Source organism: Trinickia sp. LjRoot230 (assembly GCF_964253315.1).
GTDB lineage: Bacteria > Pseudomonadota > Gammaproteobacteria > Burkholderiales > Burkholderiaceae > Trinickia.
In genome coordinates this window covers 3,135,620-3,149,481 of the sequence record NZ_CAXUQX020000001.1, presented here as the reverse complement: position 1 = coordinate 3,149,481, position 13,862 = coordinate 3,135,620, and the positions used below count along the sequence as shown (strand labels likewise).

Annotated in this window: 14 protein-coding genes and 1 tRNA gene; 14 read left to right on the top strand and 1 reads right to left on the bottom strand. The window is 61.4% G+C overall.

The features are described from left to right. Positions 1-274: 274 nt before the first annotated feature. A complete protein-coding gene (locus ACSQ20_RS14355) occupies positions 275-1,006 on the top strand; it encodes a hypothetical protein (protein ID WP_436021013.1) in 732 nt (243 codons plus the stop codon). 155 nt (positions 1,007-1,161) lie between these two features. On the opposite strand, the gene ACSQ20_RS14350 is transcribed toward ACSQ20_RS14355, so the two are convergent. Next, positions 1,162-1,671, bottom strand: a complete 510-nt coding sequence (locus tag ACSQ20_RS14350) for a hypothetical protein (RefSeq protein ID WP_436021011.1) — start codon at positions 1,669-1,671, stop codon at positions 1,162-1,164. Between the two features lie 191 nt (positions 1,672-1,862). Between ACSQ20_RS14350 and ACSQ20_RS14345 the strand changes: the two genes are divergently transcribed. The 13 genes from ACSQ20_RS14345 (at position 1,863) to nuoF (ending at position 13,807) form a co-directional block, all read left to right on the top strand. Beyond that, positions 1,863-3,158, top strand: a complete 1,296-nt coding sequence (locus tag ACSQ20_RS14345) for a branched-chain amino acid ABC transporter substrate-binding protein (protein ID WP_436023116.1) — start codon at positions 1,863-1,865, stop codon at positions 3,156-3,158. 121 nt (positions 3,159-3,279) lie between these two features. After that, positions 3,280-3,549, top strand: coding sequence for a 30S ribosomal protein S15 (gene rpsO, locus ACSQ20_RS14340; protein WP_436021009.1), 270 nt, complete (start codon positions 3,280-3,282; stop codon positions 3,547-3,549). Between the two features lie 575 nt (positions 3,550-4,124). Continuing rightward, a complete protein-coding gene (gene pnp / locus ACSQ20_RS14335; RefSeq protein WP_436021007.1) occupies positions 4,125-6,275 on the top strand; it encodes a polyribonucleotide nucleotidyltransferase in 2,151 nt (716 codons plus the stop codon). 133 nt (positions 6,276-6,408) lie between these two features. Beyond that, positions 6,409-7,425, top strand: a complete 1,017-nt coding sequence (locus tag ACSQ20_RS14330) for an NAD(P)H-quinone oxidoreductase (RefSeq protein ID WP_436021005.1) — start codon at positions 6,409-6,411, stop codon at positions 7,423-7,425. A gap of 116 nt (positions 7,426-7,541) precedes the next feature. Continuing rightward, entirely contained in the window at positions 7,542-8,306 is a 765-nt protein-coding gene (gene tpiA, locus ACSQ20_RS14325) for a triose-phosphate isomerase (protein ID WP_436021003.1), read from the top strand. Between the two features lie 80 nt (positions 8,307-8,386). Then, positions 8,387-8,752: a preprotein translocase subunit SecG gene (secG, locus tag ACSQ20_RS14320; RefSeq protein ID WP_436021001.1), complete on the top strand. Its 366-nt coding sequence runs from the start codon at positions 8,387-8,389 to the stop codon at positions 8,750-8,752. 122 nt (positions 8,753-8,874) lie between these two features. Further along, positions 8,875-8,959 (top strand) — tRNA-Leu (locus ACSQ20_RS14315). A gap of 167 nt (positions 8,960-9,126) precedes the next feature. After that, positions 9,127-9,486, top strand: coding sequence for an NADH-quinone oxidoreductase subunit A (locus ACSQ20_RS14310; RefSeq protein ID WP_436020999.1), 360 nt, complete (start codon positions 9,127-9,129; stop codon positions 9,484-9,486). 65 nt (positions 9,487-9,551) lie between these two features. Then, positions 9,552-10,031 carry a NuoB/complex I 20 kDa subunit family protein gene (locus ACSQ20_RS14305; protein ID WP_006052903.1) on the top strand — a complete coding sequence of 160 codons (480 nt, stop codon included), beginning with the start codon at positions 9,552-9,554 and terminating at the stop codon, positions 10,029-10,031. A 20-nt stretch (positions 10,032-10,051) separates the two neighbouring features. Beyond that, complete coding sequence (locus ACSQ20_RS14300) at positions 10,052-10,654, top strand: NADH-quinone oxidoreductase subunit C (RefSeq protein ID WP_436020997.1); 603 nt, start codon at positions 10,052-10,054, stop codon at positions 10,652-10,654. A gap of 9 nt (positions 10,655-10,663) precedes the next feature. Then, positions 10,664-11,917, top strand: coding sequence for an NADH-quinone oxidoreductase subunit D (locus tag ACSQ20_RS14295; protein ID WP_436020995.1), 1,254 nt, complete (start codon positions 10,664-10,666; stop codon positions 11,915-11,917). Between the two features lie 79 nt (positions 11,918-11,996). Next, the gene (nuoE, locus tag ACSQ20_RS14290) at positions 11,997-12,482 is read left to right on the top strand and encodes an NADH-quinone oxidoreductase subunit NuoE (protein WP_436020993.1); all 486 of its coding nucleotides are present in this window, start codon (positions 11,997-11,999) and stop codon (positions 12,480-12,482) included. Next, positions 12,479-13,807 (top strand): NADH-quinone oxidoreductase subunit NuoF, encoded by a 1,329-nt coding sequence (gene nuoF, locus ACSQ20_RS14285; RefSeq protein WP_436020991.1) that lies wholly within the window; start codon positions 12,479-12,481, stop codon positions 13,805-13,807. The genes nuoE and nuoF overlap by 4 nt, the downstream gene beginning before the upstream one ends. The last annotated feature ends 55 nt before the right edge of the window (positions 13,808-13,862 follow it).

Sequence of the window (13,862 nt, the reverse complement as noted above, 5' to 3'; positions counted from 1 at the left end):
TCATCGGCAACCTACTGAACCTGTGGAATTCGTTCGGCAGGCCCGCTCGCGTCAAAAATGCATAGTTGTGTCCACAACCAAGTGGGTGGGCTCCTACCCTGCTGAACAAAGCCGCGCAACAGCACCTTCCAAACTAATCACGTTCACCGAAACGGCCGATCATCATCACCGAAAGTATCTTTTTCGCACCGGCGGACTCGGCTACGTGGCTGGAGGCTTCGAGCAAGCATGTGGTGGTAGAACGAGAGTGACCGCGTTTGTGGGGGGAGTGGTGATGAAACTGAATGGTTTGGCGAGGAGGCTGGTGGGTCGCGCCGATGATGGAGGTGGCGCCAACAACCGCGCCGATGAGCAAAGAAAGGAAGGCTCTGAGCGTCCGAGTATCGGTGCCGCGCTGGCAAGGTTGGTCTTCCGCAACGAACGGGGGCCGGACGCACCCGCGTGCAAAGCGACGTTCCGCGCCGCAAGGCCGGCCGCCGAGCCGGTAGTTTATCCGGGTCCGTCGGGCGTAAAGCTCGAGCTTTTGCCCCCATACTTTGACAATCCAACGGAATTTAAGCGGCAAGCATTCGGCGAGGGGCCGTCTGACAAACCGATCAGCATACCGGGGCGTATCCCCGACGTCACCGCGCAGTGGACTGCCGATATCCGGCGGCAGCCGGTATATACGAATCTGTACGATGGGCCGTTTATCCCGCGCGTAATGATTCCACCCTCCGATAGACCGATGAGGCCCGGCTCGATCGACGACTGTCTCGACGCCCTCCCCGAGCGGCGCCCGCTGTTCATTGACTTTGCCCGGATGATCGACCGCACAATCGATGAACTGAAAGGCCGCGACCTTCCGGCGTCGGGCGTCGCCATCTCTGCCCGGCGGGTCCCCGTCTTATCGAACGAACTCACGCAATGTCTGCAAAAAATGGCTGACGAGCTGCAGGTTCCAGTAGCGGTTCGGGCTGATATGGCATTTCTGCCGGACCCGTTCGTGGTGCGTCCCACGAAGTGAAGTTGGAGCATCGCCCCCTAATTTAGAGGCTCCTAATTCGGCAATTCGTCTGGTCGTTGCACCGGACTTTACTTTCCACCAATGCGAACTAAACATCGATCTTGCGTGTAAAGGGGAAGTCAAGTCGTGACTTCATGAAGTAAGTGCCATTCGGCTTAGAACCCGAACCGATTGCGATCGGGCTCGTGCAGTGGATCGGGCGTTTTCTGCGTGAGCCGCAAGATGCCCTGATCATCGAAGTAAAAGCTATAGAGCAGGTACCAGACGTTATCTTCGAGATAGCGATAGGTCCATACCTCGCGCTTCATCAGCGGAAAGTACGAGGTTTCCACCGGGCGGCCGAAATTGACGAGTACGTCGCGCTTGGTCCATTGCCCGATCTGCGCCTTGTAGAACTCGTTCGGCTGCAGTACCTGGCGCAGGCTCACGACTTTGCCGGTGCGATCGATGTCGGCCGCTGTCGTGACTTCGCCCATTGGCTGGGTCGGCCACATCAACCGCTTGCCGCCGTCGGGCAGGTCGTACACCTCGCGCGGTGGGCCGAAGCGTGCGACGAGCGCCGATTGGTCCTCGCCCGGTTGAAAGCGCTGCCAAGGCTGGACGCAACCGGCCAGTAGCAAAGCCGTGCAGGCGAGCGTGGCTGAAAGACGCTTTCGCATCGACATGAAAAAACCCTCCGTTTCCTCGAATTCGCGCGGACACATCGACCAACGCGCGCGTGCTTCAGGCGGTTTTATCACGGCTTCGCGCTGCGTGCACGCTTAGCGCGCTTGCTCCGAGGTGCCCGCGCGGCCTATGATCCGCGCTTCGATTGATTTCAAGCGCAGAGGCGTCGATGAGCAACGGGTTGTTTCGCATGACGATGGCGGTCGTGATGGGCGCAACGCTCGGGTGTGCGGTCGCGGCCGCAGCGGCTGGCCCTATGGGCGAGCCGGTCCGGCTGGCGTTGATCGAGGGGATGTCGGGGCCGTTCGCCAACGCGGGCGCGGCGGTCGAGCGCAATGTGCGCTTCGGTATCGAACGAGTGAATGCGCGGGGCGGCGTGACGCTTGCCGACGGCGCGCATCCGCTGGAGCTTATCGTGCTGGACAGCCGTGGCAGTGTCGACGAAGCGCTAGCCCAACAGCGCGCGGCGGCTGACCGCCACATCCCGTTCATTCTGCAAGGCAACGGCTCGGCGGTGGCGGCGGCGCTCATCGGCGCCGTGAACAAGCACAATGCGCGCGAGCCGGACAATCGCGAGCTATTTCTGAACTACTCGGCCGATGATCCCTCGCTGACGGGGGCCGGCTGCAGTTTCTGGCACTTCAGGTTCGACGCGCACGCCGGCATGCGGATGAATGCGTTGGCGGACGTGCTGTCGCGAGATCGTTCGGTCAAGAAAGTCTACTTTCTCAATCAGGACTACAGCTTTGGCCGCGATGTGAGTTCGCTTGCGCGCGCGGCACTTGCGCAGCGGCGCTCGGACATTGCGATTGTCGGCGATGAATTTCATCCGATCGGCCGCATCAAAGATTTCGCGCCTTACATCGCGAAGATCCGCACGAGCGGCGCTGACGCGGTGGTCACCGGCAACTGGGGGAACGATCTGACGTTGCTCGTGAAGGCGGCGCGCGAGCAGGGCTTCGACGGCAAGTTCTATACGTTTTACGGCAACAGCCTGGGAGCGCCGGCGGCGCTCGGCGACGCCGGCGTCAAGCGCGTGCTGGCTGTGGCTGACTGGCACCCGAATGCGGGCGCGTCGGCGCTGTTTCCGAATCGGGCCGCGGGCGCGAATCCTGGCGCTTCGGATGCTTACTATGCTGCGTTTCGCGCGCGTTTCCCGGCGGTTCGCGACGATTACCCGATTTTGCGCATGGACATCATGGTGGAAATGCTTGCCGCTGCGGTTTCGCGCGCGCGCTCGACGCAGGCGGCGGCCGTGGCTCGTGCGCTGGAAGGCATGACTTACGACAACGGTTTTCAGCGTGCGACGATGAGCGCTGACGATCACCAACTGCTTCAACCCCTTTATGTAATGGAAATGGACCGCGTTGGCACGCCGGGCGTCCGGTTCGACAACGAGGGCTCCGGCTACGGCTTTCGCACCGTGCTGGCGCTTGCGCCGGAGCAGAGCGCCGTGCCCAGCGTTTGCCGGCTCAAGCGGGAGTAGGGGCAGTAGCGTCCGCGTGCTACAATGCGCGCTTCGCCTGTTTTGCAGGCGTTGTTTGTTTGTCGTACTCCACGGCACGGCCTTTCTTCCGTGACCGCTTGTTTGTATCAAAGGAAACCACATGTCTAACGCTGATATCAAGAAGTCCGAAGTTGTTGCGAAGTTCGCGCGCGCCGCGAACGACACGGGTTCGCCCGAAGTGCAGGTTGCGTTGCTGACCGCGCGCATCAACGAATTGACGTTCCATTTCAAGTCGCACACGAAGGATCATCACAGCCGCCGCGGCTTGCTGCGTATGGTGAGCCGTCGTCGTAAGCTGCTTGACTACTTGAAGGGCAAAGATGCCGACCGTTACCGTTCGCTGATTGAGCAGTTGGGTCTGCGTAAGTAATCGGTGGTCGTCGTTTTATGCGAGATGCCTGTGTCAGTTTGCTGATACGGGCATTTTGTTTTTTGTCGACAGCAGTTAGCGCTTTAGCGCTTACTGCTGTCCCATCCAGCGGTCGATCGGGCTTAGCGCTTTAGCGGTTAGTCCGATCCCGCGCTGGAGTCGGCGGCAGTTAGTGCTTTAGCGTTTACTGCTGTCCCATCCAGTGCGGGACCGGCCTTAGGGCTTTAGCGCTTAGTCCGATCCCGCGCTGGAAGTCGGCGCCGCAGGCAGTGCACCCCAGCCTTACCCAAAGCACTTCCTGCCGCCCGACGAAACAAACCGGCACGCCATCCAGCGTGCCACGAACCCGCCAGCGCCGAATGGCGCGCCGGGTTTCACCTCAAGGCCGTCCCGTAGCGGGCAGAGCTTTGTGTCATTCCAGTACGACGCACGCGTATTTCGCGAGCATGGCGCTGGAATGGCATAACACTTCTCTTCCCGCCGACGTGTCGGCCGCCGGCGCAGTGTTTGCCTGATCGAAGGCAAGCGTTGCGATTCGAGCGATGAAGCAGCACAAAAAGTGAGAAGGAGTGACCATGTCCATATTCAATAAAGTCGTCAAAGAATTTAAGTGGGGGCAGCACAACGTTCGCCTCGAGACGGGTGAAGTCGCCCGTCAAGCAAGCGGCGCCGTCATCGTCGACATCGAAGACACCGTCGTACTCGCCACCGTGGTCGGTGCGAAAACCGCCAAGCCGGGTCAGGATTTCTTCCCGCTGACGGTCGATTACCTCGAAAAAACCTACTCCGCCGGTAAGATTCCGGGCGGGTTTTTCCGCCGCGAAGGCCGTCCGTCCGAGCACGAGACGCTGACTTCGCGCCTGATCGACCGGCCGCTGCGCCCGCTTTTTCCGGAAGGTTTCTACAACGAAGTGCAGGTCGTCGTGCACGTGCTGTCGGTGAACCCCGAAGTGCCCGCCGATATTCCCGCATTGATCGGCGCGTCGGCCGCGCTCGCAGTGTCGGGCCTGCCGTTCAACGGTCCCGTCGGTGCCGCGCGCGTCGCCTACGTCGACAATCAGTACGTGCTGAACCCCACCCGTACGCAAAGCAAAGCGTCGCAACTCGACCTGATCGTCGCCGGAACCGAGCGTGCCGTGCTGATGGTCGAATCCGAGGCCGATCAACTGCCCGAGGACGTCATGCTCGGCGCGGTCGTATTCGGACACGACCAGATGCAAGTCGCCATCGACGCCATTCACGAACTCGTGCGTGAAGGCGGCAAGCCTGAATGGGACTGGCAGCCGGCGGCCAAGGACGAAGCGCTGATTGCCCGCGTGACGGAACTCGCGCACGCCGATCTCGCGGCAGCGTATCTGTTGCGCAACAAGCAGGCGCGCTCGGCGAAGCTGAAGGAAATTTACGCCGCCACCGGCGTGAAGCTCGATGAGCAAGCGCTTGCGGCCGGCAAAATGCCGATCGACAAAGCCACCCTCGGCAACGTGCTGTTCGATATCGAAGCGAAGATTGTCCGCAGCCAGATTTTGAACGGCGAGCCGCGCATCGACGGACGCGACACGCGCACCGTGCGCCCGATCGAAATCCGCACGGGCGTGCTGCCGCGTACGCACGGCTCGGCGCTCTTTACGCGCGGCGAGACGCAAGCGCTCGTCGTGGCCACGCTCGGCACGCGGGGCGACGAGCAGATCATCGACGCGCTCGAAGGCGAATATCGCGAGCGCTTCATGCTTCACTACAACATGCCGCCGTTCGCCACGGGCGAGACGGGCCGCGTCGGTTCGCCGAAGCGTCGCGAGATCGGCCATGGCAGGCTCGCCAAGCGCGCGCTGGTGGCGTGCCTGCCGAGCGCCGAAGAGTTCGGCTATTCGATCCGCGTCGTGTCGGAAATCACCGAGTCGAACGGTTCGTCGTCGATGGCGTCGGTGTGCGGCGGCTGCCTCGCGTTGATGGACGCCGGCGTGCCGATGAAGGCGCACGTGGCCGGCATCGCGATGGGCCTCATTCTCGATGGCAACAAGTTCGCGGTGCTGACCGACATCCTCGGCGACGAGGACCACCTCGGCGACATGGACTTCAAGGTGGCCGGTACGGCTGACGGCATCACCGCCTTGCAGATGGACATCAAGATCCAGGGCATCACGAAGGAAATCATGCAGGTCGCGCTCGCACAGGCGAAGGAAGGCCGTCTGCACATTCTCGGCAAGATGAAGGAAGCGGTGGCCGGCGTGAACACGCAGCTTTCCGAGTTCGCGCCGCGCATGATCACGGTGAAAATCAACCCCGAGAAGATCCGCGACGTGATCGGCAAGGGTGGTTCGGTGATTCGCGCGCTGACCGAGGAAACGGGTACGACGATCGATATCTCCGACGACGGTGTCGTGACGATCGCGAGCACGAGCAGCGAAGGCATGGCCGAAGCGAAGCGCCGCATCGAGGCAATCACGATGGAAGTCGAGGTCGGCCAAGTGTACGAGGGCACGGTACTCAAGCTGCTCGAGTTCGGTGCAATCGTCAATATTCTGCCGGGCAAGGACGGTCTGCTGCACATTTCCGAGATTGCGAACGAGCGCATCAAGGACATCAAGGACTATCTGAGCGAAGGTCAGCAGGTGAAGGTCAAGGTCATTCAGACGGACGAGAAGGGTCGCGTGCGTCTGTCGTCCAAGGCGCTCCTGAACGATCCCGCATCGGGCTCGGCGCAGCCGGAACCGGCTCCGCAGCAATAATGTGATGAGTCGCCAAAAACGGCCGGCTATGCTTCGTGCGAGCCGGCCGTTTTTTTTATGAAAATGTGCTTTTGCGTGAGTTGAGCGTGAGCCGATCGATGACCGTTATGTCCGTTGCCAGGAGGTCGCACCCATGAAAGCAATCGAAATCACCGAGTTCGGCGGCCCCGAGGTGCTCGCGCTGACCGAACGGCCGATGCCCGAGCCGAAAACCGGCGAGGTGCTGGTCAAGGTCGCCGCATCGGGCGTCAATCGCCCCGACGTGTTTCAGCGCAAGGGGTCGTATGCGCCGCCGCCCGGCGCATCGGATCTGCCGGGCCTCGAGGTGGCGGGCGAGATCGTCGGCGGCACGTTCGATGAAAAGCACAACCCGTTCGGGCTGAAACTCGGCGACCGCGTTTGTGCATTGCTGGCTGGCGGCGGTTACGCGCAGTACGTGACGGTGCCGCTTGAACAATGCTTGCCGGTGCCGGCCGGGCTGACGGACGTCGAAGCGGCGTCGTTGCCGGAGACTTTTTTCACGGTGTGGAGCAACGTGTTCGAGCGCGGTGCGCTGGGTGCCGGAGAAGGCGGCGCCAATGAGACGCTGCTCGTGCAAGGCGGCTCGAGCGGCATCGGCGTGGCAGCTATCCAGCTTGCCCACGCGGCGGGGTTTCGTGTTTTCGCAACGGCGGGCACAGCCGAAAAGTGCCAGGCATGCGAGGCGCTCGGCGCGGAGCGGGCGATCAACTACAAGTCGGAAGATTTCGTCGAAGTGGTGAAATCGCTGACGAACGATCGCGGTGTGGACGTCATTCTCGATATGGTGGCGGGCGGATACGTGCCGCGCGAGTTGTCTGCCCTGGCCGACGGTGGGCGGCTCGTGATCATCGCGCTCTTGGGCGGTGCGAAGGCCGAGGTCAATCTCGGCGAGGTTCTGCGCCGACGCCTGACGATCACAGGCTCCACGCTGCGCGCGCGTTCGGTCGACTTCAAGGCGAAGGTCGCGGCACAGCTCAAGACGCACGTATGGCCGCATATCGAAGCGGGGCGGATCAAGCCGATCCTCTACCGCGTGCTGCCCGCGCACGAGGCGAAAGACGCGCATGCGTTGATGGAAAGTGGCGAGCACATCGGCAAAATCGTGCTCGACTGGTCGCTGACGGTTTGACCCGGTCCGGTTGCCCGCAGTAAAATTGCGTGTTTTGCGCAATGCCACCGTAGTTGGCAAGGGCGCCGCGGTCGCAACGCGGGGTAGCGGCACGAGGTAGCAACTCAAGGCGAAACATGTCCAAGCAACGAGCGAAGTGGGTGGTCGGTAACTGGAAGATGCATGGGCGGCTCGCCGAAAACGAGGTGCTTTTGCGTGCGCTCGTCGATGGCGCCGGCACGGCGGCTACTGGCACGGTGCGCGTTGGCGTGTGCGTCCCGGCCCCGTACCTGGCGCAAGCCGAGGCACTGCTTCGGGAGGCGCCGCTCGTGTGGGGCGTGCAAGACGTATCGGCTTATGCCGAGGGCGCGTACACCGGTGAAGTGGCAGCTGGAATGGCGGCCGACTTCGGCGCCACGCTCGCCATCGTCGGTCATTCCGAACGGCGCGCCTATCACGGCGAGCGCTCGGAGGTCGTTGCGCTGAAAGCGCAGCGGGCGCTGGACGCGGGTCTGACGCCCATCGTCTGCGTGGGCGAAACGCTCGAGCAGCGCGAGAGCGGCGCGACGCAGGCGGTTGTCGGTGCGCAGATCGATGCGGTGCTGGCCGCGTTACCTGTGGCCGGGCTTGCGCGGATCGTCGTGGCCTACGAACCGGTGTGGGCGATCGGCACTGGTAAGAGCGCCACGGCCGAGCAGGCGCAGGAAATGCACGCATTTTTGCGCGCTCGGCTCGCGAGCAAGGATGCAGCGCTTGCCGACGTGCCGCTTTTGTATGGCGGCAGTGTCAAGCCGGACAACGCTCAAACGCTGTTCGGGCAAAAGGACATCGACGGCGGCCTGATCGGCGGCGCGTCGTTGAAAAGCCAGGATTTCCTCGCGATCTGCGCGGCGGCTCGCTAATAAAGCGGTTGCTCCGATAGATCGCGCTAAGCATCGGGCGGGTGGCGCCTGGTGCCTAAACCATAACTCGGGTGGGTGTGATGCTGTATTTGAAAACGTTGATCATTGTCGTGCAGCTGCTGTCGGCGCTCGGTATCATCGGCCTCGTGCTGCTGCAGCACGGCAAGGGCGCGGACATGGGTGCGGCATTCGGCAGCGGTGCGTCGGGCAGCCTCTTTGGCGCAACCGGCTCTGCCAACTTTCTGTCGCGCACGACGGCGGTGCTGGCGGCCGTATTCTTTGTCACGACGCTTGCGCTGACCTACCTCGGTTCGTACAAATCGAGGCCTTCGGCAGGCCTGCTCGGCGCCGCGCCCGCGGTGACGGCTCCCGCTTCGGCGGCGGCAGCGCCGGCGAGCCCCGCGTCGGCTATCCAAAGCGCGCCGGGCCAGACGGTGCCGAAATAATTTTAGTTCCACCGTGCGTTTGTGCGTTGAACAATTTTTGCGGGCAGGTTAAAATTTAAGTCTTGAAGCGATTCGCGGGTCTTTCAAACTGGTTGTATGAGTTGTCCCGGGTTGCAGACAGTGCCGACGTGGTGAAATTGGTAGACACGCTATCTTGAGGGGGTAGTGGCGAAAGCTGTGCGAGTTCGAGTCTCGCCGTCGGCACCAACGTTATCCAATGCCAGCCGCTTGCATCGCTTCGGCTGGCATTGTCACTTCTGGACTTCAGCTTGCGGCATCCTTGCAATGCCGAAATGCAATTGAAGTCGAGGTGATTTTTCAACGGGGATGCGCCAGTCTCCGTGGCACTGAGAACCAACCGATAGAGGATAGTTGTGAACCTCGCAGCCTACTTCCCTGTTTTCCTGTTCCTTCTCGTGGGCCTGGGTTTAGGCATCGCACTTGTCAGCATTGGCAAGATTCTCGGTCCGAACAAGCCCGACAGTCAAAAGAATTCGCCTTACGAGTGCGGCTTCGAGGCCTTCGAAGACGCGCGCATGAAGTTCGATGTGCGTTACTACCTCGTGGCTATCCTCTTCATCATTTTCGATATCGAGACCGCCTTCTTGTTTCCGTGGGGTGTTGCCCTGCGCGACATCGGCTGGGTCGGCTTCATGGCGATGATGATTTTCCTGCTCGAACTCCTGTTGGGCTTTGCCTATATCTGGAGGAAGGGCGGACTCGAGTGGGAGTGATGGGTTAATCGCCGGTTTCTCGCGGGCGGCCAAGCGCATGCCGTTCCGTTTGGAGTGCAAAGCAAATGAGTATCGAAGGGGTCTTGAAGGAAGGGTTTGTCACCACCACGGCTGACAAGCTGATCAACTGGACGCGCACGGGTTCGCTCTGGCCCATGACGTTCGGTCTCGCCTGCTGCGCGGTCGAAATGATGCATGCGGGCGCGGCCCGCTATGATCTCGACCGGTTCGGCGTGGTGTTTCGCCCGAGTCCGCGTCAGTCGGATGTGATGATCGTGGCCGGCACGCTGTGCAACAAGATGGCGCCGGCACTGCGCAAGGTTTATGACCAGATGGCCGAGCCGCGCTGGGTGATTTCGATGGGTTCGTGCGCCAATGGCGGCGGCTATTACCACTACTCGTATTCCGTCGTGCGCGGGTGCGATCGCATTGTGCCGGTCGACGTCTACGTGCCCGGCTGCCCGCCGACCGCCGAGGCGTTGGTCTACGGTGTGATCCAGCTGCAAGCGAAGATTCGCCGCACCAACACCATCGCCCGTCAATAAGCCAGAGGCTTCCCCACAATATGGCAAGCAAACTCGAGACCCTCAAAGCGACCCTCGAGACGGCCTTCGGCGGCCGTCTGTCGAGCATCACCGAATCGGTCGGTGAATTGACGATCGTCGTGAAAGCGAGCGATTACCTCGAAGTCGCACAACGCCTGCGCGACGAGCGCTCGCTCGGTTTCGAACAGTTGATCGACCTCGCCGGCGTCGACTATCAAACCTATGGCGACGGCGCCTATGACGGCCCGCGCTTCGCAGCCGTGCTGCATCTGCTTTCGGTGTCGAACAACTGGCGTTTGCGCGTGCGCGTGTTCGCCCCCGAGGACGACATGCCGATGGTTCCGTCCGTGGTCGAGATCTGGAACTCCGCGAATTGGTACGAGCGCGAGGCGTTCGATCTTTATGGCATCGTCTTCGACGGTCACCCCGATTTGCGTCGCATCCTTACCGATTACGGCTTTATTGGCCATCCGTTCCGCAAGGATTTCCCCGTCTCCGGTTACGTCGAAATGCGTTACGACCCGGACGAAAAGCGCGTCGTCTACCAGCCGGTGACGATCGAGCCGCGCGAGATCACGCCTCGCGTGATTCGCGAGGATCGCTACGGCGGTTTGAAACACTAAGAGGGCGCCATGGCAGAAATCAAAAACTACACGCTGAATTTCGGCCCGCAGCATCCGGCAGCGCACGGCGTGCTGCGCCTCGTGCTCGAGCTCGACGGCGAAGTCATCCAGCGCGCCGATCCGCACATCGGCCTTCTGCATCGCGCCACCGAGAAACTGGCCGAGAGCAAGACGTTCATCCAATCCGTGCCGTATATGGACCGTCTCGACTATGTGTCGATGATGGTCAACGAGCACGGCTATGTGCTCGCAATCGAAAAACTGCTCGGCGTCGACGTGCCGATCCGCGCGAAATACATCCGTGTGCTGTTCGACGAAGTCACGCGCGTGCTGAATCACTTGATGTGGATTGGCGCGCATGCACTCGACGTCGGTGCGATGGCTGTGTTTCTCTATGCGTTTCGTGAGCGCGAAGACCTGATGGACGTCTACGAAGCCGTTTCGGGCGCACGCATGCATGCGGCTTACTATCGGCCGGGCGGTGTCTATCGCGACTTGCCTGACGCAATGCCGCAATACAAAGCGTCGAAGATTCGCAATGCGAAAGCGCTCGAACGGATGAACGAGGCGCGCCAAGGCTCGCTGCTCGACTTCCTCGACGATTTTTTCACGCGTTTTCCGGGCTGTGTCGACGAGTATGAAACGCTGCTCACTGATAACCGCATCTGGAAGCAGCGTCTTGTCGGTATTGGCGTAGTCAGCCCCGAGCGCGCGCTGCAATTGGGGATGACGGGGCCGATGCTGCGTGGCTCGGGCGTCGAGTGGGATTTGCGCAAGAAGCAGCCGTATGAAGTCTACGATCAACTCGATTTCGATATCCCCGTTGGCGTGAACGGCGATTGCTACGATCGTTACCTGGTGCGCGTCGAAGAGATGCGGCAGTCGACGCTGATCGTGAAGCAGTGCATCGAGTGGCTGCGCAAGAATCCGGGGCCGGTGATGATCGACAATCACAAGATTGCGCCGCCCTCGCGGGTATCGATGAAGTCGAACATGGAAGAGCTGATTCACCACTTCAAGCTCTTCACCGAAGGTTTCCATGTGCCGGAAGGCGAGGCGTATGCAGCCGTCGAGCACCCGAAAGGGGAGTTCGGCATCTACTTGATTTCGGACGGTGCGAACAAGCCGTATCGCCTCAAGATTCGTGCGCCCGGCTATGCGCACCTCGCCTCGCTCGACGAGATGGCGCGTGGCCACATGATTGCCGACGCGGTCACGATCATCGGCACGCAGGACATCGTGTTCGGTGAAGTCGACCGCTAGCGTCAAGCGCCGTGCCTGCCGCCCTGAACATGGGTGGTGGGTTTTCGTTCGGTAGGTATTGAAAGAGTCGTGTCTGAAAATGATCTCAGCTGAAGGCCTGAAAGAAATCGATCGCGCGGTCGCGAAGTATCCCGCCGATCAGAAACAGTCCGCCGTGATGTCGGCGTTGGCCGTCGCTCAAGAAGAGCATGGCTGGCTGTCGCCCGAGCTCATGCAGTTCGTCGCCGACTACCTCGGCATGCCGGCAGTGGCCGTGCAGGAGGTCGCGACGTTCTACACGATGTACGAGACCCGGCCCGTCGGCAAGCACAAGATCACGCTCTGCACCAATTTGCCGTGCCAGCTCGGCCCCGCCGGCGGCGCCGATAGCGCGGCCGAATACTTGAAGCAAAAGCTCGGCATCGACTTCGGCGAAACGACGTCCGACGGCAGATTCACGCTGAAGGAAGGCGAATGCATGGGCGCGTGCGGAGATGCCCCCGTCATGCTCGTGAACAATCACCGCATGTGCAGCTTCATGAGTCGCGAGAAGATCGACCAGCTGCTCGAGGAGCTTTCGAAATGACGTCATTGCACGATCGTCACATCAAACCGTTGATTCTCGCGGGCCTCACCGGCGAGAACTGGCATCTCGAAGATTACGTCGCGCGCGGCGGCTACAAGCAGTTGCGGCGCATTCTCGAAGAGAAAATTCCCCCCGAACAGGTTATTGCCGATGTAAAAGCGTCGGGGCTGCGCGGCCGTGGCGGCGCGGGCTTTCCGACCGGTCTTAAATGGAGCTTCATGCCGCGCCAGTTCCCGGGCCAGAAGTATCTGGTCTGCAACTCGGACGAAGGCGAACCGGGCACGTTCAAAGACCGCGATATCCTGCGCTGGAACCCACACTCGCTGATCGAGGGCATGGCTATCGGCGCTTACGCGATGGGCATTACGGTCGGCTACAACTACATCCACGGCGAGATCTGGGAAGTCTACAAGCGTTTCGAAGAGGCGCTCGACGAAGCGCGCCGTGCGGGCTTGTTGGGCGCGAACATTCTCGGTACCGGTTTCTCGTTCGAGCTGTACGCGCATCACGGCTACGGCGCCTATATCTGCGGCGAAGAAACGGCGTTGCTCGAGTCTCTCGAAGGCAAGAAAGGTCAGCCGCGCTTCAAGCCGCCGTTCCCGGCGAGCTTCGGTGTGTACGGCAAGCCGACGACGATCAACAACACCGAAACATTCGCAGCGGTGCCGTTCCTGCTCGAGATCGGGCCGCAGGCTTACCTCGAACTCGGCAAACCGAACAACGGCGGCACGAAGATTTTCTCGATCTCCGGTGACGTCGAGCGTCCCGGCAATTACGAAGTGCCGCTCGGTACGCCGTTCCCCACACTGATGGAACTCGCCGGAGGCATGCGCGGCGGCAAGAAGCTCAAGGCCGTCATTCCGGGCGGCTCATCGGCGCCTGTCGTGCCGGGAGACATCATGATGCAAACCGATCTCGACTACGATTCGATCGCGAAGGCCGGCTCGATGCTCGGCTCGGGTGCGGTCATCGTGATGGACGAGACGCGCTGCATGGTGCGCTCGCTGTTGCGTCTGTCGTATTTCTACTATGAAGAGTCCTGCGGTCAATGCACGCCATGCCGCGAAGGCACCGGGTGGCTGTGGCGCGTCGTGAACCGCATCGAGCATGGAGAAGGGCGCCAGGAAGATCTGGATCTGCTGAATTCGGTTGCCGAGAACATCATGGGCCGAACCATCTGCGCGCTGGGCGACGCAGCGGCTATGCCGGTGCGCGGCATGCTCAAGCACTACTGGGACGAATTCGCCTATCACGTCGAGCACAAGCACTGTCTGGTCGGCCCGCACGCGGGTGCGCTGGCGGGGGCCGATGCGGTGCTCGCCTGACGCGGCGCGACAGCGCCAAGTATTTCATCGCCTCATCGAACGCGAGCGAACGATC